Annotated in this window: 14 protein-coding genes; 4 read left to right on the plus strand and 10 right to left on the minus strand. The window is 64.6% G+C overall.

What is annotated here, in order from left to right:
* Window positions 1-75 precede the first annotated feature (75 nt).
* The 4 genes from I6L32_RS17070 to I6L32_RS17085 all read right to left on the minus strand — a co-directional run bounded on the left by I6L32_RS17070 (window position 76) and on the right by I6L32_RS17085 (window position 4,399).
* Entirely contained in the window at window positions 76-1,305 is a 1,230-nt protein-coding gene (locus I6L32_RS17070) for an MFS transporter (RefSeq protein WP_216944223.1), read from the minus strand.
* 55 nt (window positions 1,306-1,360) lie between these two features.
* Window positions 1,361-2,131 carry an ABC transporter ATP-binding protein gene (locus I6L32_RS17075; RefSeq protein ID WP_103260092.1) on the minus strand — a complete coding sequence of 257 codons (771 nt, stop codon included), beginning with the start codon at window positions 2,129-2,131 and terminating at the stop codon, window positions 1,361-1,363.
* Window positions 2,124-3,176, minus strand: coding sequence for an iron ABC transporter permease (locus I6L32_RS17080; protein WP_201873068.1), 1,053 nt, complete (start codon window positions 3,174-3,176; stop codon window positions 2,124-2,126). The genes I6L32_RS17075 and I6L32_RS17080 overlap by 8 nt, the downstream gene beginning before the upstream one ends.
* 101 nt (window positions 3,177-3,277) lie before the next feature.
* A complete protein-coding gene (locus I6L32_RS17085) occupies window positions 3,278-4,399 on the minus strand; it encodes an ABC transporter substrate-binding protein (protein ID WP_109112853.1) in 1,122 nt (373 codons plus the stop codon).
* A 596-nt stretch (window positions 4,400-4,995) separates the two neighbouring features.
* On the opposite strand from I6L32_RS17085, the gene I6L32_RS17090 reads away from it, so the two are divergent.
* Window positions 4,996-8,214 (plus strand): ExeM/NucH family extracellular endonuclease, encoded by a 3,219-nt coding sequence (locus I6L32_RS17090; protein WP_254203845.1) that lies wholly within the window; start codon window positions 4,996-4,998, stop codon window positions 8,212-8,214.
* Between the two features lie 155 nt (window positions 8,215-8,369).
* On the opposite strand, the gene I6L32_RS17095 is transcribed toward I6L32_RS17090, so the two are convergent.
* Window positions 8,370-8,909, minus strand: coding sequence for a glycine zipper 2TM domain-containing protein (locus I6L32_RS17095; protein WP_010674678.1), 540 nt, complete (start codon window positions 8,907-8,909; stop codon window positions 8,370-8,372).
* 322 nt (window positions 8,910-9,231) lie between these two features.
* On the opposite strand from I6L32_RS17095, the gene I6L32_RS17100 reads away from it, so the two are divergent.
* The 3 genes from I6L32_RS17100 to I6L32_RS17110 all read left to right on the plus strand — a co-directional run bounded on the left by I6L32_RS17100 (window position 9,232) and on the right by I6L32_RS17110 (window position 12,130).
* Window positions 9,232-10,854 (plus strand): acyl-CoA synthetase, encoded by a 1,623-nt coding sequence (locus I6L32_RS17100; protein ID WP_216944224.1) that lies wholly within the window; start codon window positions 9,232-9,234, stop codon window positions 10,852-10,854.
* Between the two features lie 190 nt (window positions 10,855-11,044).
* The gene (locus tag I6L32_RS17105) at window positions 11,045-11,743 is read left to right on the plus strand and encodes a YafY family protein (RefSeq protein ID WP_216945203.1); all 699 of its coding nucleotides are present in this window, start codon (window positions 11,045-11,047) and stop codon (window positions 11,741-11,743) included.
* Window positions 11,744-11,809: 66 nt separating this feature from the next.
* Entirely contained in the window at window positions 11,810-12,130 is a 321-nt protein-coding gene (locus tag I6L32_RS17110; RefSeq protein WP_048207631.1) for a hypothetical protein, read from the plus strand.
* A 92-nt stretch (window positions 12,131-12,222) separates the two neighbouring features.
* On the opposite strand, the gene hisIE is transcribed toward I6L32_RS17110, so the two are convergent.
* The 5 genes from hisIE to I6L32_RS17135 form a co-directional block, all read right to left on the minus strand.
* The gene (gene hisIE, locus I6L32_RS17115) at window positions 12,223-12,858 is read right to left on the minus strand and encodes a bifunctional phosphoribosyl-AMP cyclohydrolase/phosphoribosyl-ATP diphosphatase HisIE (protein WP_029314506.1); all 636 of its coding nucleotides are present in this window, start codon (window positions 12,856-12,858) and stop codon (window positions 12,223-12,225) included.
* Window positions 12,851-13,624 carry an imidazole glycerol phosphate synthase subunit HisF gene (gene hisF, locus I6L32_RS17120; RefSeq protein ID WP_216944225.1) on the minus strand — a complete coding sequence of 258 codons (774 nt, stop codon included), beginning with the start codon at window positions 13,622-13,624 and terminating at the stop codon, window positions 12,851-12,853. The genes hisIE and hisF overlap by 8 nt, the downstream gene beginning before the upstream one ends.
* A 178-nt stretch (window positions 13,625-13,802) precedes the next feature.
* Entirely contained in the window at window positions 13,803-17,774 is a 3,972-nt protein-coding gene (locus I6L32_RS17125) for a PAS domain S-box protein (protein WP_216944226.1), read from the minus strand.
* A complete protein-coding gene (locus I6L32_RS17130) occupies window positions 17,771-19,924 on the minus strand; it encodes a PAS domain S-box protein (RefSeq protein ID WP_216944227.1) in 2,154 nt (717 codons plus the stop codon). The genes I6L32_RS17125 and I6L32_RS17130 overlap by 4 nt, the downstream gene beginning before the upstream one ends.
* A complete protein-coding gene (locus I6L32_RS17135) occupies window positions 19,917-21,026 on the minus strand; it encodes a two-component system response regulator (RefSeq protein WP_010674688.1) in 1,110 nt (369 codons plus the stop codon). The genes I6L32_RS17130 and I6L32_RS17135 overlap by 8 nt, the downstream gene beginning before the upstream one ends.
* Window positions 21,027-21,035 lie beyond the last annotated feature (9 nt).

Consider the following 21,035-nt stretch of genomic DNA (forward strand, 5'->3'; position numbering starts at 1 on the left):
TGTCTCGGGTGAGACGGATAAGGTGGGGAGTGGGGGAAGAGTGGGATAGAAACAGGGCGGCCTTGGCCGCCCTGTTTAGTGATGGGGCGCAGGTTGCACCTGGCCATCCTTGCGCAGTTGGGTATAGAGACCAAACCCCGCCAGCAGGCCGGCGAGGGCCAGCAGCCACCAGATGGCGGTGGCGGGGCGGCTGCCCGCATCCCCCAGCATAAAGCCGATGAGCAGGTTGCCAAAGAGCGCCATGCAGCCCCCGGCGCTGGCATAGAAGCCGTAGTAGCTGCCGAGCTGCTCAGGGGGGGCGTAGCGGGGCAGCTGGGCGGCGAAGAGCGGGAAGCAGAGGATGGAGCCCAGGGAAAGCAGGGCCACCTGCGTCAACACGCCTGCCGTCGGCCAGGGTGCCAGCAGGGGCAGGGCGAGATAGCTGAGGCCCATCAGCCCTATCCCCAGTCCCATGGCGAGCGGCACCCCCAGGCGGCGCTCCACCAGGCGGGAGGCCGGGAGCTGGAGCACGACACCGATCACCGCCGAGAGGGTGAAGACGCCGCCGAGCAGGTGGGTGGCGTCCGGCAGGCTCTGGATATGGGCGGGGAGGGCGAGGTAGAGCTGGTGGAACAGGATCTGGTAGCTGCCCGCCAGCAGGGTGAACCCCATGAAGGGGCGCTGGCGCACTATCTCCCCCCATTGGCGCAAGATGGCGCCACGGGGGCTCTTGTTGCTCACCGGGCGTTTGGGCAGCACCCGGTATTGCAGCACTCCGAGCAGAGCGAAGAGGCTCGCCGCCAGGATCCCCGTCAGGGTATAGCTCTGCTGGGTCAAGGTGAGGCCGACCAGGGGGCCGAGCAGCATGCCCGCCTCGCTGGCCAGATTGTGCAGGGCGAAGGCGCGCTGACGCTGGCTCGGGTTGCGGCATTCGCTGGCAAGGTAGGCCTGGGCGCAGGGGGTGAACAGGGCTCCCGCAAAGCCGGTGAGGGCGGCGGCCAGCAGCAGGATGGGCAGGGACTCGGCCCAGCCCAGCAGCACGAAGCCCAAGGATCGTACCAGGCAGCCCCAGACGATGGCGGGATGGTAGCCGATGCGATCTCCAAGGGTACCGCCCAGCAGGAAGAGCCCCTGCTGGCTGAAGACCCGCATCCCCATGACGAGGCCGCAGGCCCAGCCGGCCAGGCCGAGCCCGCTGCCCATGTGCTGGGCGAGGAAGGGCATCATCATGTAGAAGCCGAGGTTGAAGGCGAGCCCGTTGGTGATGAGCAGGCGGGCGGCCGGGCTCATGCCCTGCCAGTCCCGCCAGTAGGAGGCGCCGTTCATGGTCGCCTCCCGCCAGCGCGTGGGGCGGTGGTCGCCGGGGTGGCGCAGCACTGTGTCATGGTGTCTTTCGCAGGGTTCTGAGGAAGGGGATGCCGTGCTGATCGTGGCTTATCTCCACCGGCACCTGGTAGAGGCGCTCGATGAGGGCCGCGTCGAGCACTTGGGCGGGGGGGCCGAAGGCCTGCAGATCTCCCCCTGCCAGCACGATCAGCTGATCGGCAAACTGGGCGGCCAGGTTGAGGTCGTGCAGCACCACCAGGGTGATCCACTGCTGCTCCCGGGTCTGCTGGCACAGGTGCTCCATCAGTTGCATCTGGTGGTGCAGGTCCAGGGCGCTGACCGGCTCGTCCAGCATCATGATGCGGGGGTCGCGCAGCAGCACCTGGGCGAAGAGCACCATCTGCCGCTGGCCGCCGCTCAGGGAGTAGAGAGGGCGATCCGCCAGATGGGCGATGCCGAGCGCCTGCAGGGCGCGGCCGGCAGCCAGGATGTCCTCGTCTGCGAGGCGCATGGAGAGGCTGTCGAGGCGCCCCAGCACCACTACTTCGATGACGCTGAGATCCAGCTCCAGCTGGATGTTCTGGGGCATGTAGCCAAACTGCTGGCGCCACCTGGCCTGCGTCATCTGGCGGGCACTCTGGTCCCCGAGGCGAATGTCGCCACTGTCCGGGGTCAGTTCACCAAAGAGGGTGCGCATCAAGGAGGTCTTGCCGGTCCCGTTCGGGCCGATGATCACATGGACCTGACCCGGATGCAGAGTGAGGCTGAGATCCCGCAGCAAGGTCTGCTGGCCGAGGGAGAGGGAGAGTCGGGATATTTCAAGCACGTTTACGCCCCCTGCCGAGGATCAACCAGATGAAGAAGGGCACGCCAATGAGCGCGGTGACGATGCCGATGGGGAAGAGGGCCCCCGGAATGATGGACTTGGAGAGCACCGAGGCCGCCGAGAGCATGCAGGCGCCGCACAGGGCGGAGAGGGGGATCAAAAAGCGCTGATCTTCCCCCACCAGCATGCGGGCGATATGGGGGGCCACCAGGCCGACGAAGCCGATCACGCCGACGAAGCTGGTGGCGGTAGCGGTGAGCAGGGCGACCAGCACCAGGGTTTTCATGCGCAGTCTGTCGACATTGACCCCGAGGCTGCGGGCGCGGGCTTCCCCGAGGCGCAGGCTGGTGAGGGCCCAGGCATCCCGGTAGATGAGCAGGGTGCAGATCAGGGTGACGACGGCGGTGATGATCAGGGAGTCCCAGGTGGTGCGCATCAGGCTGCCAAACAGCCAGAACAGGATCTGCTGGTTGAGTTCGGGGGAGGAGAGGAACTGCAGCAGGGAGAGCAGGGACTGGAACAGGAACAGCAGGGCGATGCCCGCCAGGATCAGGGTCTGGCTGCTGACATGGCGCATCATGGCCAGTCCAAACAGCAGGCAGGCGGCAAACATGCACACAATGAAGGCACCGGCCGGGATGGCCACCAGGGGAGGAAGTCCGAGGCCGCCGGTGTAGAGGGCCAGCGCCGCGCCCAGGCCCGCCGCCGCCGCGAGCCCGAGGGTATAGGGACTGGCGAGGGGGTTGTCCAGCAGGGTCTGCATCTGCACGCCGCCAAGGCCGAGGGAGGCTCCGACCACCAGGGCCATGAGGGCGATGGGCAGGCGCATGTCGTGGACGATGGTGCGGGTCATGGGATCGGCCTGGGCGGGGGAAACCAGGGCATCGATCACGTCGTGCAGGGCCAGCAGGGAGGGGCCGGTGGCGATGTCGAGCACCAGGGTAATGCACAGGACCAGGGTGAGCAGCAGGAGCCAGTGCCAGCGACGGCGCTCCCGTTGCCGCTGCCGGGCGAGGGTCTGCTGCAGGGCAGCCAAATCATTCATGATGTCAATCCTGAAACGGGCGCCGCAAGAGGCGCCCACACAATCCAAGAGGGTTGCTGAAGAGGGTATGGCCGAGGTGGGCCGCACCCGAATTGCCGGGGTTAGCTTGCGTCATCCTGCTTGATGCCCAGCATGAAGGTGCCCTGGGGACGGATGGGCAGGTAGTGCTGGTAGAACGCCTGATAGGTGGCCAGGGGATCGAGATCCTGGAAGAGGTCCGGATAGAGGGCCTTGGCCATGAACTCGATGAGGGCGGCATCCATGATGCTGCGGGTGGCGCCGTGATAGACCGCGTAGAGGCGACCCTGCTTCACCGCAGGCAGCTCGCTCCAGCCCGGACGGGCGGCAAAGCCTTGCAGACGCTGGCGCACGGTCTCTGCCGACACATCCTGGCCCACCTGCATGGCGACGGCACTGCTCACGCTCTCGTAGCCCGCCATCAGGATCACCTCGGGCTTGCTCGCCAGCAGTTGTTCCGGGTGGATGGGGCCCCAGCGATCGACGAAGGGGGCGGCCACGTTGTCGCCACCGGCCAGCAGGGCCATAGCGCCCCACATGTCCTTGCCATAGGTGTAGCTGTACTCGGCCGGGCCCTTGTCACCCAGCTCGATGTAGACCCGGGGCGGCGTGCGCTTCGCGGCGGCAATGCGGGAGGTGATGGTGTCAATCTTGGCCTTGTACTCGTCGGCCATCTTCCGGGCGCGGGCCTCCTGGCCGGTCAGCTTGCCAAGCAGCAGGGTGCTCGCCATGTGCTGTGCCAGGGTCTGGGCGTTGTAGTCGATGACCACCACCGGGATCCCCGCCTGCTCGAGGCGTGGCAGGTCCGCGGCCAGGGCTTCATATTGCCACTTCGCCAGGATCACCAGGTCGGGCTTGACCGCCAGGGTCTTCTCGATGGAGAAACTCTGATCCTGCACGTTGCCAAGGTCGGGGACCTTGGCCAGTTGTGGCTGGCTGGCCACGTAGAGAGACCAGATGGCGGGACGGGACTTCATGAACCAGCCCAGGGACATGCCCACCAGGCGTTCGGCCCCGCCTTCACCGGCCACTGCCAGGTAATCTTCGGGATAGAAACCGAGCACGATGCGGCTTGCCGGAAGGCTGAGGGAGACCTTGCGGCCCATCACATCTTCCACTTCAACGGGGGGGGCGGCCTGCGCCATCCAGCTCACCAGGACGAGCTGGCCGAGCAGCAGCAACTTTGCCAGGGGGTGACGAAACATCTTGTAGCACCTCGAGAATAGAGACGGTCAAAAAAGAAAGTGAGAACTATTGCCATTCGCGAGCGCAAAAGCAACAAACGTTTGTGTCATCCCCTCTCTTGTTATTTCTGTCATTACTGAAACCGGTTCCACAAGAGCACCAGGAGAGAGTCTCATCCCCCGGTTTTCTGCCTTTTCGGGCCACGAAGGGGGTGGCGCCCGGTATGGCACCCATGGATTTGCCCATGATTCGGAGTTTGTGAGTGGCGCTGTTCACGAAATGGTACCGGGCAGAGGCCTGCCGTAATGCTCCCCCGTCTGCCCCGGCGCCAATGTCGCTCCCTGACAGAGGCCGCCAGCAGGGGCTGGGGGGCGACAACTTCCTGCGCAGCGATGGCAGACACTGCCCATTCGGGTATTGCCCGTCACCTTGGCGCAACATTTTGTTGTCATTGTTAGCCAGCTCGCAGTAGCCCCGGCGCCGACGGGGCAGAGTGGGCGCGCAGTTTCGGCCGGGGGCTGACATGCCTCCCGTTGATGGCTGCATCCAAGGTGCTGCGGCCCGCCTTGTGCGGGGCGCCAATAACATGATCTGCAAATAAAAAAGGAAACTGACCATGTCAGGAAGACACTCTCTGGTGGCGCTGGCCGTCGGGCTGGCGCTCGCTGGACAGGCACAGGCGCAACTGCTTATCACCGAATACCTGGAAGGGTCCGGCAACAACAAGGCGCTGGAGCTGAGCAACCTCGGCTCGGACCCCGTCGATCTCTCCCAATACCGGTTGGCACTCTACGCCAACGGCAAACCCATCAGCGAATCACCCACCAACAGCCTGGCGCTGCAAGGCACGCTGGCCCCGGGCGCCACCCTGGTGCTGGCCAACCCCTCCGCGAGCAGCGAGATCCTGGCCAAGGCCAACCGCACCAGCGGCAACCTGGTGTTCAACGGTGACGACGCCCTGGTGCTCTATCGCGGCAGCGAGATAATCGACAGCTTCGGCCAGGTGGGGGTGGATCCGGGCACGGCCTGGGTGTCGGGCGGCATCTCGACCCTGGACATGACCCTGCGCCGCAAGGCCACCGTCACCATGGGCCGCACTGATGCGACGTCGCCTTTTGATCCGGCGCAGGAATACGTGGCCGCCCCGAAAGATGACGCCAATGGCTTGGGTTGCAGTGGCGATGGCCCCTGCGATGGCACCCAGCCGCCCGCCTTCGTCTGCCCGGTGGAGAGCCTGGTGCCGGTGCCCGCCATTCAGGGCCCCGGTACCAGCAGCCCGCTGGTGCCGGCCGGCAAGTTTGAATCGGAACAGGCCTATGCCACCCGCGGCGTGGTAACCCAGGTAGTGAACGGCCTCTACAAGGGCTTCTTCATTCAGGACGAGCAGGGGGACGGGGATCCGGCCACCTCCGACGGCCTCTTCGTCTACAGCACCAAGGCCAACGCTGCCATCGTGCCGGGGGCCGAGGTGTGCGTCTCGGGCAAGGTGAAGGAGTATTTCAACCAGACCCAGATCAACGCAGACGATCTGGTGGTGACTCGGCCCGCTGGGGCTGTACCGGCTGCAGTGGATCTGCTGCCGGTGGCGGGGGAGAGCCTGAGCCAGCTGCTGGAGCGTCACGAGGGGATGCAGGTACGGCTGGTGCCCGGTTCCAGCCTGGTGGTGACCCGCAACTTCAGCTTCGATTACGACGGCAAGCGCAACAACCTGGTGCTCTCTTATGGCGCGCCGCTCATCAAGTCGACCCAGAAATTTGCCGCCATGAGCCAGGAGGCGAGCGACTGGGCCCTTCGCAACCAGCAGAACCAGCTGGTGGTGGAGACCGACGCCAAGGCGCCGGACGGTGTGCTGCCCTGGTTCCCCGGCTTCAACGCCGAGGACGGTTACCTGCGCATCGGCGACAAGCTCAACGGGCTGGAGGGGGCGCTCGGTTACTCCTACAACCTGTTCAGGCTGGTGGCCAGCAACCGCATTGATGCCAGCAACATCGATCACAGTGGCTGGGATCGGGTGGAAACCCCCGAGCTCGCCGAGGCGGGGGATCTGCGGGTCGCCAGCTTCAACGTGCTCAACTTCTTCACCACGGTGGTGGGGGGCGATGCCAACCCCACCGGCAGCAACCGGGGCGCCATGACGGTGGCGGAGTTCGAGTTGCAGCGCACCAAGATCGTCAGCGCCATCACCCGCCTCAATGCCGACGTGGTGGGGCTGATGGAGATCGAGAACAACGGCTACGGCGACAACTCCGCCATTGCCAACCTGGTGGCGGCCTTGAACGCGGCCCTGCCGGATGAGGCGGATCACTACCGCTGGATTGCCTCGCCGGATGGCAAGCCCATTGGCACCGACGCCATCACGGTGGGTCTCATCTACCGACCCGCCAGCGTGAGCCCGCAAGGGGCCGCCAGCCTCATCGCGTTGCCGGTGCAGCAGGCCGAGGCGGTGGACGCCAGCGGCAAGCCGGTGACCATCAATCAGGGGATGCGCGAGTCGCTGGTGCAGCGTTTCAGCTCGCCCAAGGGGGATGCGCCCCTGACCCTGGTGGTCAACCACCTCAAGTCCAAGGGCTCCGCCTGCTTCGAGGATTACCCCGACTACGCCACTGCCGATCCGCTGGATGGCCAGGGCCACTGCAACGCGCTGCGGGTCTCTGCCGCCAAGGTGCTGGGGGAACAGCTCAAGGATCTGGCCGGGGATCTGCTGCTTATCGGCGACATGAACGCCTATGGCATGGAGGATCCCATCCGGGTACTGACCGACTATGATCCGGCCGCTCAGGCGCGCCAGATCATGAGCGCCTCCTTCACCACTCTGGCGGGTCAGCCCTTCGAGGAGAGCGGCAGCGCCCTGGGCAAGGGGTATGGCCTTGTCAACCTCAACACCCGCTTCCACGGCACCGACACCTACTCCTACAGCTATGAAGGGGAGCTCGGCAACCTGGATCACGCCCTGGCAAACCCGAGCCTCGCGGCCAAGGTGATCGGCATCGAGGATTGGCACATCAACTCCGCCGAGAGCAACTTCTTCGAGTACGGCAGCAAGTACAGCGGTCACTTGGCGAAATCCGAAGGGCCTTTCAGCGCCTCGGATCACGATCCGGTGCTGGTAGCCATCCAGTATCCGCTGCCGCCAGCCGGGGTATTGAGCCTCGAGAGCGCCGCTGCGAACGTGGAGGAGGGGAATACCTTGTCCCTGAGTGTCAGTCGCAGCGATGGCAGCCACGGGGAGGCGAGCGTGAGTTATCGCATCGTCTATGGCAGCGCGGACGCAAGCGACGTGGCACCCCTCACCGGTACCCTGCACTGGGCAGCTGGCCAGAGCGAGCCCCAGACCATCAGCATCCCGGTGAAAAGCGACACCCTGCACGAGGGGGACGAGACCTTTACCCTGGAGCTGTTTGACCCGAGTGGCGCGACCCTGGGGGCTCAGCACCAGACCCTGGTGACCATCAAGGACAAGCTGGCGCCGTCCACCATCTCGCTGGCTCAGGCCAGTATCACGGTGAACGAGGGGCAGTGGTTTGCCGAGATCCCCCTGGTGCGCAGCGGCGATCTAAGCAAGCCGGCCCGGGCCCGGGTGGCCCTTGACGGGGTCACGGCGCGCTGGGGGCTGGATTTCCTGCCCTGGTTCGGTCAGTCGGTGAGCTGGGCTGCGGGCGAGGGGGGCAGCAAGTCGGTCAAGGTGCTGATCATCGATGACTGGTTCGTGGAGTCCACCGAGCAGTTCAGGGTGAGCCTCGATCGGGTGGAAGGGGGCCAGCCCGGCACCCTGCAGCAGACCCGGGTCGACATTCTGGACAACGACAAGTCCTGGTGGCCCTTCGGTCGCCACTGAGGATGATTGAGCAACAAGAAAGGGGCCTGCGGGCCCCTTTCTGTTGAGAACACTTTTGTTGGGAAGACCTGTTGCAGACAAATTGGGTTGCGAAGATGAAAAAGGCCCACCGTCATGGTGGGCCTTCCTCATGGCAGGGCGCTCCTAACGGAGTATCAACCCTGCGCGTTGCTCAGTACCAGCTTGCCATCCTTGACCGGAATGGTGGGGCCGGGTTGCTTCTCCATGCGTACCACCCCTTCCTGGCCGGCGAGGCGGTAGGTGACGTCATAGCCGATGGTGCGGGTGCTGCTCTCCTGCACCGTCTTGCAGCGCTGCTCCGTGGTGGTGTAGGTATCACCCGCCTGCATGTTGCCCTGCACCTGATTCCCGGCATAACCCCCTGCCACGGCACCGGCGGCGGTGGCCACCTTCTTGCCGCTGCCACCGCCAAACTGGTGGCCGACCACGCCGCCCAGGGCCGCGCCAACTACGGTACCCAGGATCTTGTGTTCGTCCTGCACCGGCTTGCGGTGGGTCAGGGTGACGTTGCGGCACTCCTGACGCGGCGTCTTGATGGTCTCGGTCACCGGCTTGCTGGCCAGCACCTCGGCAAACTGGGGCTCTGATGAAAACAGGGATCCGCTGGCGACCGCCGACAATGCCAGCGCAGAGGCCACACCGATCCCGACACCTGCCAACATGGATTTGTTCATCACTCTTCTCCTTGTACTCATACCCGTTGAGGGCTTGGGATCATTCTTCGCATTTTGCGCCGCAGGCTCAAGACAAGGGCCACGGGATCGCGACAGGGGCTGACTGCGCAAAAAGTGACCGCGCAAAAATAGCGTCGGCGATTGGCGACAGGGAGAGCAGGGCCGAGGGCCCCTAAGACGTTTCGCTAATACCTGGGATCTGGCCCCCTTGATACCCTTTCATCCGGTTCCAGCCGGCATCCTGCCCCGCATCAGGGCGCAATGCCGGTCGTGGTGAACCGCGAGAGCCACCCCGTTTTGTGTCCCTGTGAGGAAGGATCCGATGACAGAGCAGAACATGTACGACGCCGGCCTTGGCAAGACGCCCGCCAATTTCGAGGCGCTGACCCCCTTGAGCTTTCTGGGGCGGGCCGCCCGGGTCTATCCCGACTATCCGGCGCTGATCCACGGGCCCCTGCGCCAGAGCTGGGCCCAGACCGAACGCCGTTGCCGCCAGCTCGCCTCGGCCCTGCGCCGTCGCGGCATTGGCGAGGGGGACACCGTCTCCATCGTCGCCCCCAATGTGCCGGCCATGTTCGAGGCGCACTTCGGGGTACCCATGAGCGGCGCCGTGCTCAACACCATCAACACCCGGCTCGATGCGGACGCCATGGCCTTCATCTTCCAGCACGCCCGGAGCAAGGTGGTGCTGGTGGACCGGGAGTTCGGCGCCGTGGTGCGAAAGGCGCTCTCTCTCATTGACAGCCAGCCCCTGGTGATCGCCATCGACGATCCCCTCTACCGGGAAGGGGAGCTGGTCGGCGAGCTCGACTACGAGGGGTTCATCGCCCTGGGGGACGGGGACGAACCCGGCTGGCTGCCGGCGGACGAGTGGCAGGCCATTTCCCTCAACTACACCTCCGGCACCACGGGGAACCCCAAGGGGGTGGTCTATCACCATCGCGGCGCCCACCTCAATGCGGTCAACAATGCCCTCTCCTGGGAGCTGCCCAAGCACCCCGTCTACCTCTGGACCCTGCCGATGTTCCACTGCAACGGCTGGTGCTTCCCCTGGACCCTGGCGGCCACCGCCGGGGTGAGCGTCTGCCTGCGCCACGTGCAGGCGGCGGCCATCTACGGGGCGCTGCGCGAGCACAAGGTGAGCCATTTCTGCGCCGCTCCCATCGTGCTCAATATGCTCAACAATGCCGATCCGGTCCTCAAGCAGGGGCTCGACCACCCCGTCAAGGCGATGACGGCGGGGGCAGCGCCACCCGCCACCGTGATCGCCGGCATGGAGGCGATGGGGATCGCCGTGACCCATGTCTATGGCCTCACCGAAACCTATGGCCCCTGCGTGGTGTGCGAGCCGCAAAGACACTGGCAGGGGCAGGATGCCACCACCCTCTCCCGTCTCAAGGCGCGCCAGGGGGTGGCCTCCCCCCTGCAAGGAGAGATGCGGGTCATCAACCCCGTCAGCGGCGAGCCGGTCCCCATGGATGGCAAGACCCTGGGAGAGATAGTGCTGCGGGGCAACATCGTCATGAAGGGCTACCTCAAGAACCCGGCGGCGAGCGAGGAGGCGATGGCACAGGGATGGTTTCGAAGCGGGGATCTCGCGGTCTGGCACCCGGACGGCTATGTGGAGATCAAGGACAGATCCAAGGACATCATCATCTCCGGCGGGGAGAACATCTCCAGCCTGGAGGTGGAAGACGTGCTCTATCGCCACCCCGATGTGGAAGAAGCCGCGGTGATCGCCATGCCGGACGAGACCTGGGGGGAGGTACCCTGCGCCTTCGTCAAGCTCAAGGAGGGGCGCGAGCTCACCCAGGCCGAGCTCATCGCGTTCTGCCGCGAGCAGATGGCCCACTTCAAGGCCCCCAAGCGCATCATCTTCACCCCCCTGCCCAAGACCTCCACCGGCAAGGTGCAAAAATTCATGTTGCGCAAGCAGTTGGCGTGACGACAAAGGCGCCGCGCCATCAACGGGCCTGCGGGCCCGTTTTGTGTTGCGCGATGCAAAGAAGCAGGGCCTCGCCGGTAGCGGTCGCCAGCCAACAAGACGTGCCTTTCGAGCCCGTCCCGGCTTACCATGGCCGCCATGTCCCGCCAGCTTGAGGATGCCTGTGAGAAAATCGGACCGACTGTTTCAACTGACCAACCTGCTGCGGGCGCATCAACCCCTGACCGCCCAGGAGCTGGCGACACGCCTGTGCGTGTCGGAGCGCACCATCTACCGCTACATGGACGATCTCTCTTTGGCGGGCATTCCGGTTTACGGTGAAGCCGGGCTGGGCTATCGGCTGAGCGAGGGGTTCGAAATGGCCCCGTTGCAACTGAGTGCGGCCGAGCTGGAGGCCCTCATCACCGGGGTGAACCTGGTGGCGGTGCTGACGGGCAAGGGGATGGCCGATCCGGCCCGCGCCCTGCTCGCCAAGATTGAGGCGGCCCTGCCCGCCAAGGAGGCTCGGGCACCTCGCGTCCCCGTGGTGCGGGTGCCGGACTATTCCACGGCGCAGCCGGCATACGCTCGCTGGGACAGGTTGCACGACGCCATCACGGCCGGTCACTGGCTGCACATTGGCTACCGGGATGCCAGCGCCAGCAGGACGGAACGTCAGCTCTTTCCCCTCGGGCTCTTCTACTGGGGCGGATGCTGGACGCTCGGCGCCTGGTGTGCGCTGCGCCGGGCCTACCGGGATTTCAGGGTGGATCGCATCGACACCCTGGCGCCGTGCCGACCGGGAGAAGGGGCGCCCCCTGGCGCGACCCTGGCCGATTACCTTGCCCTGCGCCAGTCGGACGCGTTCCCCCCTGGGGGCAGTGGCGCCGAAAAGGTCATTCAGGACTGACACAAGGCTGTCAGTAGCCCTTCGTTATGCTGGGTTCTCCAGACCATCCACAATGGAGAAAACGAGATGATCATCAAGGGTGACATGCAACAGGCAGGGGGCGTCGAATTTGCCACCTTCAGGCTCAGGGAAGGGGTGACGGAGGCGGATTTGCTCGCCCTGTCACGGCGGGTCGAGTCCGAGTTTCTTGTCCAGCAATCCGGGCTCATCATGCACTGCCTGCTGCGCGGCGCCGACGGCCTCTATGCCGACGTGGTGATGGCCCCCAGTCAGTCGCTGGTGGAAGCCTATTGCCAGCAGTGGTTGCACAACGACGTGGCTGGGGAGTACCTGACCCTGCTTGACCATCACTCGGTCAACATGAGCTTCTGGACCCGTATCGGCTGAGGGCGGCGCGGGGCCTGCCATCCCCCGGCGAGGGGGCAATCATGAAATTAAACGGGCCCACAGGGCCCGTTTTGTTGAACAGAATTCAATAATTACTTGGTGTGGCGCTCATGCAGGCGCTGCACCACATCCTTCAAACCCAAGCCTTCGTTTTGCAGCAAGACGGTCAGGTGGTAGAGCAGGTCAGCGGATTCGTTGATGAGCTCTTCCCTGTCTTTCGCCATGGCGGCCAAGGCCACTTCCACCCCCTCTTCACCCACCTTCTGGGCGATGCGCTTGGTGCCTTTGCCATAGAGGCTGGCGGTGTAGCTGGTGGCGGGGTCTGCCCCTTTGCGTGATGCCAGGATCTGTTCGAGCTCGGCCAGGAAGCCGAGCGGCGGCACGGGGTGGCCGTCGAAGCAGGAGGGGTTGCCCAGATGGCAGGTGGGGCCGACCGGGTCGGCGGCAATGAGCAGGGAGTCCTGATCACAGTCGGTGGTGATGGCGACGAGCTTGAGCACATGGCCCGAGCTCTCGCCCTTGGTCCACAGGCGCTGCTTGCTGCGGCTGAAGAAGGTGACCTGGCCGGTGGTCTGGGTCTTTTCCAGCGCCTCGCGGGTCATGAAGCCCTGCATCAGCACTTCGCCGCTGAGGGAATGCTGAACGATGGCGGGGATCATGCCCTCACACTTGGCCCAGTCCAGGCGCTCGGCCAGCGGCAATGCATTGTCTACTGCTTGATTATTCACGGATGGCGACTCCTTCGTTTTTCAGCCAGCGTTTCAATTCGGGAATGGGAATGAGGCCCTTGTGGAACACGGAGGCGGCCAGCGCCCCGTCCACGTCAGCCAGGGTAAAGGCATCGAGAAAGTGCGCCATGGCCCCGGCGCCGCCGGAGGCGATGAGGGGCACCTTGCACACGGCGCGCACCAGCTTGAGCTGCTCAAGGTCGTACCCCTGACGCATGCCGTCCTGGTTCATCACGTTGAGCACTATCTCCCCGGCGCCCCGGCGCTGCACTTCCTGTACCCACTCCAGGGTGGTCCAGGTGGTGGTGCGGGTGCGGCTCTCGTCGCCGGTAAACTGTTTGACCTGATATTGACCGAGGGCGGCATCGAAGTAGGAGTCGATACCCACCACCACGCACTGCACGCCGAAGCGCTCGGCGAGCCGGGTGATCAGGGTGGGATCGGCCAGGGCGGGGGAGTTGATGGAGACCTTGTCGGCCCCGAATTCCAGGATCTGGCGGGCATCCTCCACGCTTTTGATGCCGCCGGCGACGCAGAAGGGGATGTCGATGACTTCCGCCACCCGGCTTACCCAGCTTTTGTCCACTACCCGTTCGTCGCTCGAGGCGGTGATGTCATAGAAGACCAGCTCATCGGCGCCCTCGGCGGCGTAGCGGCGGGCGAGGTCGACAATGCCGCCCATCACCTCGTGGTTGCGAAACTGCACGCCCTTGACCACCACGCCATCTTTGACGTCGAGACAGGGGATAATACGCTTTGACAACATGCTCATTGCTCCATGTAAAGCACGGTTAAAGAAACGTCGTTCTGCCGCCGGCGTTGGCCCGGGCGGCGGACGGGAACAGGGTTGGCATGCCTTGAACGGGGGCCCCTGACGGGGGAAACGACAGGCCCGGCAGGCCGTCTCGTCGCCTCTGGGCACCCCACTATATGCATGACTTTATTCAGTGATTCAACCCTTTGTCGCCCTTCACCTGCCCCGGATGGCAGACTGGCGCCTCGGGGAGGGGAGCCCGATCGTCCGGGTGGGTCTCGTCCGTTGCCATATGCTGGCGCAGGGTGAGCAGGGCGGCATCAAAATCAAACGCCTTCAGTTGCCTGGTCAGGGTGTCGCTGCGAGACCCCAGCATGAGGCGAAGGGGACCGGCATACTGCTCGTAGAGGGGGATCACGGCGGTGTCGCTTTGCACCAGCAGGGCTTCCATCTGGCCCAGCAGTTGCTGGCGCCACTGATCCCCCAGAGGCACCAGATCGGTGGTCGGGGCGGCGAGATCGTCCCCGAGCAAAGCGCAAAGGGCGGCGATCTCTTCATCGATGGATGACATGAGTCCGGTGGGCTCAGTGTCGCCGCCCGCGATGGCCTGCTCCAGGGCGAGGCAGTGGCGCGACAGCTCATGTGCCCCCAGGGTGCTCGCCACGCCGCGCAGGCTGTGGGCCATGCGGGTTGCATCGCTGTGCTCCCCGGCCTGCAAGTGGCAGTGCAGCCGGGCCATGTCCTGGCCATGCTCATGGATGAAGTAGCGAAGCAGGGCCAGGTATTTCTCCTGATTGCCGTTGAGGGTCGCCAGCCCCTGGTCGAGATCCAGGCCCGGGTGTGCCTGCAGGCGGGCAAGGGGGCCTGTCACGGGATGGCGAGTGCTGTCGTCCGGGGCAAGCTCGGGGACCTTGCTCTGGGGCAACCAGCGCTGCAGGGCGTCAAACAGCTTGGCGGGGGTGACGGGCTTGGCAATGAAATCGTTCATGCCAGCCGATGCGCTCGCCTTTCTGTCCTCCTCGAAGGCGCTGGCGGTGAGCGCCAGGATGGGCAGCCTGTCCATGCCGGGCAGGGCCCGGATGGCGCGAGTGGCGCTGTAGCCATCCATCACCGGCATCTGTATGTCCATCAAGATGAGGTCGAAGGGGTGCTGGCTGACGCGGGTCAGGGCCTCCTGGCCGTTGACGGCCGTCTCGATGACGAGGCCGCTGTGGCACAGGAGCTCGAGCACCACTTCCCGGTTGATGGCGTTGTCTTCCACCAGCAGGATCCGGGCGTGGCGAGGGAAGCTGAAGGCCTGTTGGTTCCCCTGCTCGGACGGGGTCCGGGAAGGGGCGTCCTCCTTTGCCTTGAACAGCCTGGCGGTAAACCAGAAGCAGCTTCCCTGGCCTGGCTCGCTGGTGACTCCGACCTCACCCCCCATCAGGGCGGCGATCCGGCTGGTGATTGCAAGGCCAAGGCCAGTGCCGCCATATCTGCGAGTGGTGGAGACATCCGCCTGTTCGAACGCCTGGAACAGCTTCTCGCGCTGCGCAGGGGTGATGCCGATGCCGGTGTCTTCCACCTCGAAGCGCAGCAGGTAGCCGGTGGTGAGGGGGCGGGCCAGCCTGACGCGCAGGGTGACGGTTCCCTGCTCGGTGAACTTGATGGCGTTGGTCGCATAGTTGAGCAGGGCCTGGCGCAGGCGGGTGATGTCGCCGTGCACCCAGGCGGGGGTATCGCCGATGTCCGTCACTATGGTGAGCCCCTTGGCCCTGGCCTGGTCGCTCATCAGGGTGCGGACGTTGTCCAGCATGGCGGTGAGGGAGAAATCGGTCAGATCCAGCGTCATCTTGCCCGCATCGATCTTGGAGAGATCCAGGATGTCGTTGAGGATGCTGAGCAGGTGCTGGGCGGCAGTGTCTATCTTGGTCAGCCGTTCGAGGTCGGTGGGATCCCGGGTGTCGCGCTTGAGCAGATAGGTGAGCCCCAGGATGGCGTTCATGGGGGTGCGGATCTCGTGGCTCATGTTGGCAAGGAAGGCGCTCTTGGCGTGGTTGGCGCTTTCGGCCCGCTGGTGGGCCTGGGCCAGCTGCCGGGTGCGCTCGTTGACCATCTCCTCCAGGTGGTAGCGATACTGGTCCAGCTCCTCGCCGAGCTGCTTCTTCTCGGTGATGTCGGCCTGGACCGTGACGTAGTGGGTGATTTCGCCGCTCTCCTGGCGGATCGGCGACACCGTGGCCAGCACCTGGTAGTGGGAGCCATCCTTGCGCTGGTTGATGAATTCGCCATGCCAGCGCTGGCCGTGGTTGATGGCATCCCACAGGGCGACATAGCTGGCATCCGGGGTGAGGCCTGAGCGCAGCAGGGACGGGGTCCGGCCTATCACTTCGTGCTGCTGGTAACCGCTGGCGGCGAGGAAAGCGGGGTTGACGTACTCGATGCGCGCCCGGGTGTCGGTGATGAAGACGCCGTCAGGGCTCTGTTCGAGGGCCAGGGACAACTGGCGCAACTGCTGCTCGGCCAGCTTGCTCTGGGTGATGTCCAGATGGATGCCAAGGAGGCGCACGGGCCGCTGCTGGGCGTCCCGATAGACGCTCCCTTTGCTCACCAGCCAGCGGATGCCGCCATCTGGCAGCAGGATCCTGAACTCCAGCTCGACGGGGGCGCCGCTGACCGCCCGCTCTGCCAGCAACTGCTCGATGCGGGGCCTGTCATCCGGATGCAGGCAGGCTTGCCAGGCGGCCAGCTCGCCGAGCTCCTCGGCACTGCGGCCATAGAGGCGGGCGCATTCCGGCGAGAAGAAGAGACGGTTGCTGACCATGTCCCATTCCCAGATGCCGACATGGGCCCCTTCCTGGGCCATCAGCAGGCGCTGTTCGCTCTCGCGCAGGGCGCTGCTGACGGTTTCGGCGCGCACCCGTGCACTGATGGCGTCGTCCATCAGGTTCAGGGCTGCGAGGCGAGCACGACGCTGGGTATCGAGCGCCATCTGCTGATTGTGTTGCAGGCGCTGCTCCGCGAGCTTGCGCTCCGTGATGTCCTGCACGGTGCCGTAGAGCTCGAGTATGGTGCCATCCCTGTCCCTGAGCGCCGCCCCGCGGGCAATGACCCAGGCGGTCTCCCCCTGCTCCGTGATCACTTCGGCATCGCACTCGTAGGGCTGCCCGTCCAGCCTGCAGCGCTCGACGGCCTGGGCCACCGTGTGCCACCCCTCCTGGGTGAAGTATTTTCTGACCTCGGGATAGACGGCGGGGGGGAGGGCCGGATCCCGGCCATAGATGCGATAGATCTCCGGTGACCAGAAGTGGCTGTCATCGGCCACGCGCCAGCGCCAGTTTCCTATCTTGGCGAGACGCTGGGACTCGCGCAGTATGGCTTCGTTGCGGCGCAGCGCCTCCTCGGTCTCCTTGTTCTGCCGGTTGTCCTCGATGATGGAGATGAAGTAGTCGGGATTGCCTTCGGCGTCGCGCACCAGGGCCACCGTCAGAGTGGTCCAGATGATCTCGCCCCCCTTGTGCAGGTAGCGCTTCTCCAGGGTGTAGTGGGGGATGGTCCCCGCCAGCACCCGGGCCACATGGGCCTCATCGAGGTAGAGATCGTCCGGGTGGGTCAACTGCTGGAACGTCATCCCGGTGAGTTCGTCGGCCCGGTAGCCCAGGATGTGGCACAGCCGCTGATTGACACGCAGCCAGTGTCCATCGGGGGAGACCAGGGCGATGCCGACCGCCGCCTGTTCGAAGGTGACCTGGAAGCGGTTCTCGCTCTGCTGCAACTGGTTCTGGGTGTTCATCAGCTCCTGCCAGCGCAGGACCTCTCTGGCCCGGGCGCGATGAAAGGCGGCACTGAGCACGCTGATGAGCAGTCCGTTGGCGATGAGCAGGCACCATTGCACCAGATCCTGGCCAGCCTCGACACTCAGTGAATAAATGGGAGGGAGCATGAAATAGCTGGTGACCAGGGCGGTGATCAGGGTGCAGAGCAGACCTGGCAACAAGCCCCCCAACAGGGCGCAAACGATGATGGGCAGCATGAAGAGAACCAGCAGCGGTCGCTCGCCAAAGGCGATGGGCAGCTGGACCCGGATTTGCAACATCAGAGCGGGCAGCAGCACGGCCAGCAGGGAGATCCCCCAGCGCTGGGTGGAGGGGCGCACATGCCACAGGGGTGACCAGCTCATCATGGGAGATCCTCCGGTGGCATGGGGGCCTGGGGATAGGGGGGCGGCACTCCGAGCTGACGGGAGAGCCCGTTGATCTGGTGCTTGAGGGCCAGCATGGCGAGCTCCCTGTCCACCATCACCTTGTTGAACCGCTCCAGCTCATGGTTCTGCTGGCGCAGCTCGCTGGCCTGGCGGGTCAGGGCCTGTTCAACCTGCTCCCGTTCGGTGACATCGAGCAGAATGCCGATGATGGCGGGCTGACCGAGGTAGTCGACGCGCCGCCCGTACAGCTCGACCTCCAGAGATTCCCCGTGCTGATGCAGGGCACTGAAGCGGGTGTGAATATCGCGCGCGTCCTGCTCGCACGCGTGCACCAGCTCGGCGACCCTGGTGCTGTCCTTGGGAGCAGCAAGGGCGTGTAACTGGCCAACGGCGATCAGCGCCCCCGGAGTGTCATAGCCAAACAGTCGGGCAAAACAGGGGTTGATGTAGCAGAGCCGACCCTGCTGGATGATGTAGATCCCGGCAAGGGATTGCTCCACCAGTGCACGGAACAGCCCCTCCCGCTCTCGCAAGTCGGCCTCGGCCCGTTTGAAGTCCGTGATGTCCCGAGAGATGCCGAAGATCCCGATCACCTGCCCCTCGCTGTCTTGCAAGGGACCCTTGGTTGCGAGAAACACATGCTCGCCATCGGGCAGGGTCAGGTACTCCTCCTCGGTCTGCACCCGGTTGCGCTCTATGACCTGGCGCCCGGATGCCATCAGCATCTGCGCCTGCTGCGGCGGGAAGAGCGTCAGATCATCCTGGCCCAGCACCTCGTCAACCGGCTTGCCGACAAACTGGCTGGCGGCCCGGTTGAAGAGGATGTATCTGCCCTCCTTGTTCTTGGCGAAGATGGCGTCTTCCGAGCTGTCGGCGATGGCGGAGAGCAGTTGCAACGCCTCCAGCCGCTGGGACTGGGAGTACTGGAGCTGTTCGGCCATCTGCAGCCGAGTGTGCTGGCGCAGCAGGATGATGCCGGCGTTGGTGACAAAGAGCACCAGCAGGCCGATGAGACCGATCCAGACGCTCTCCTTGAAGGTGGCCTGGTAGAGTTCCGCCTTGTCGATCTTGGCCAGCAGGTACCAGTCCGTGTTCATGACCGGATAGACAACCCCGAAGACCTCGCTACCCCGGTAATCCTGGCCATAGAGTACCTGGGGCGTGCCGCGTTCGGCGAGCCGCAAATACTGGGCTGCCAGCAGGGTGGGGTGGGTGACGGGATAGTGCAGGGTGAGAGCCGGTTCCGGGCGATGGCGCAGGCTACTCAGATAGTGGACCTGATCCCCCTGCTGGCGAAACAGAATGGCTTCTCCGCTGCTGTCTGGGACGGGCCAGGCCCCCAGGATCTGATCGAGCCAGCGATTTGCGCTTATCTGCATCACCAGCACGGGGGCAGGTCCTGCAGCGACCTCCAGATTGACCAGAAAGTCCAGCCTGGCGTGACCGCGATCATCGAGATAGGGACCAAGACGCATGACGTTGCCCTGCTCGAGCCGTGGCAGGGCGTCACGCAACGTGGCATTCATGGTGTCGCCACCCGGGGTATGCCACAGGGGCTGTCCGGCAGGATTGAACACGGCCGCACCGTGAAATCCGCGTACCGAGATGAATTCGAGCAGCCTTGCCAGTGGTGGCGTGATCGCTTCGGGTGAGGATGGTGCTTGTCCGGGACGATAGAAATCAGTACTGCCCAGACCCTTTATGAGCTGGTGAATATCCTCCTCGTGGGTACCGAGCCACTCGGTGACGCGCTGGCTCTTGAGATCGGCGATGGCTTCGAGACGAGCCACCTCCTTGTTGCGTGCCAGTTCGATGTTGCGGGCGATGGCCATGGCGGTCAGGGCCAGAATGAGCCCGTTGAGCAACAGGAAGGGGATCCATTGACGCCGCGTAAAGACAGGTGTGCTGCCGGTGGTGTCAATGCGACGACGCAGCATGGCATAAAGCATGAGGGCCGTGATGAGGATAAAGAGCCAGCCCTTGATGGTGCTTGCCATGGCGAACTGGGCAGGGGTGCTGAACAGCCACTCCACCGCCTTGTCGGAGAGCAGGATCCACAGGCTTGCCACGGCGGCATAGGTGAGCACGACGTTGAGCACATGTGCCCGGGTCAGGGGAGCCTCAGCCATCCACGGCCTCGCTGCCATCCTGGTAGCGTTCGGCAATGGTGACGAATGCGTCGAAATGGCGATCGAAGGCGGTCACGACATCGGGATCGAAATGGTGGCCGCTGCCGGAGAGGATGAGGGCGCGCGCCTCGTCGTAGCTCATGGCCGGCTTGTAGACCCTGGCGCAGATGAGGGCGTCAAACACGTCTGCCAGCGCCATCAGACGAGCCGAGAGGGGGATGGCGTCCCCTTGCAAGCCGTCCGGGTAGCCGCTGCCATCCCACTTCTCGTGGTGCCAGTGGGCGATCTCCTTGGCCAGGGTGAGGAAGGCCAGGGGCTGCTCCATGTCCTGTTCGGCCTCCTCGATGGCATCGCTGCCGAGCTTGGCGTGGGTGCGCATGATCTGCCACTCCTCCGGGGTCAGCTTGCCCGGCTTGAGCAGGATGTGGTCGGGAATGCCCACCTTGCCGATATCATGAAGCGGTGCGGAGCGGCTCAGTAAGTCGATGTAACCCGGGGTCAGGGTATCGGCGAAACGGGGGTGATCAGCCAGGGCGCTCGCCAGCAGACGCACATAGCCCTGGGTGCGCAGGATATGGTTGCCGGTTTCGGGGTCGCGGATCTCCGCCAGATGGGCGAGGGCGCGGATGGAGACCTGCTGGATCAGGTCGTTTTCCGCCATTCGCCGCGCGACCTCGGCTTCCAGCGCCGCATTCTGGTTTTGCAGACCGTCACGGGCCTGCTTGGCCTCCAGCTGGGTGCGCACCCGGGCCTGAACGACCACCGGCTTGATGGGCTTGGTGATGTAATCGGCGGCGCCGAGGGAGAGGCCGAACTCCTCGCTCTGGGGGTCGGCGAGGGCGGTGAGCAGAACGACGGGAATACGGCTGCTGATCGGGGACTGACGCAATTGCCTGAGCACTTCATAACCATCCATGCCGGGCATCATCACATCCAGCAGGATGAGGTCAGGCTTTGGATCAGCGCTGACGATGCGCAGGCATTTTTCCCCGCTCTGCGCAGCCAGCACGCGGTAATGAGGCGAAAGCAATTCGGTCAGTACCATCAGATTTTCGGGTGAGTCGTCGACGATCAGGATGGTGGCGTTGTGAGGTGTCAACATATGTCTTCC

It is taken from the genome of Aeromonas sp. FDAARGOS 1402 (assembly GCF_019046925.1).
GTDB lineage: Bacteria > Pseudomonadota > Gammaproteobacteria > Enterobacterales > Aeromonadaceae > Aeromonas > Aeromonas caviae.

Coding starts and splice junctions, on each gene's coding strand:
- I6L32_RS17070 (WP_216944223.1), bottom strand. CDS start 1,305: ATGAACGGCGCCTCCTACTGGCGGGACTGGCAGGGCATGAGCCCGGCC.
- I6L32_RS17080 (WP_201873068.1), bottom strand. CDS start 3,176: ATGAATGATTTGGCTGCCCTGCAGCAGACCCTCGCCCGGCAGCGGCAA.
- I6L32_RS17085 (WP_109112853.1), bottom strand. CDS start 4,399: ATGTTTCGTCACCCCCTGGCAAAGTTGCTGCTGCTCGGCCAGCTCGTC.
- I6L32_RS17090 (WP_254203845.1), top strand. CDS start 4,996: ATGTCAGGAAGACACTCTCTGGTGGCGCTGGCCGTCGGGCTGGCGCTC.
- I6L32_RS17095 (WP_010674678.1), bottom strand. CDS start 8,909: ATGAACAAATCCATGTTGGCAGGTGTCGGGATCGGTGTGGCCTCTGCG.
- I6L32_RS17100 (WP_216944224.1), top strand. CDS start 9,232: ATGACAGAGCAGAACATGTACGACGCCGGCCTTGGCAAGACGCCCGCC.
- I6L32_RS17110 (WP_048207631.1), top strand. CDS start 11,810: ATGATCATCAAGGGTGACATGCAACAGGCAGGGGGCGTCGAATTTGCC.
- hisF (WP_216944225.1), bottom strand. CDS start 13,624: ATGTTGTCAAAGCGTATTATCCCCTGTCTCGACGTCAAAGATGGCGTG.
- I6L32_RS17125 (WP_216944226.1), bottom strand. CDS start 17,774: ATGATGAGCTGGTCACCCCTGTGGCATGTGCGCCCCTCCACCCAGCGC.
- I6L32_RS17130 (WP_216944227.1), bottom strand. CDS start 19,924: ATGGCTGAGGCTCCCCTGACCCGGGCACATGTGCTCAACGTCGTGCTC.
- I6L32_RS17135 (WP_010674688.1), bottom strand. CDS start 21,026: ATGTTGACACCTCACAACGCCACCATCCTGATCGTCGACGACTCACCC.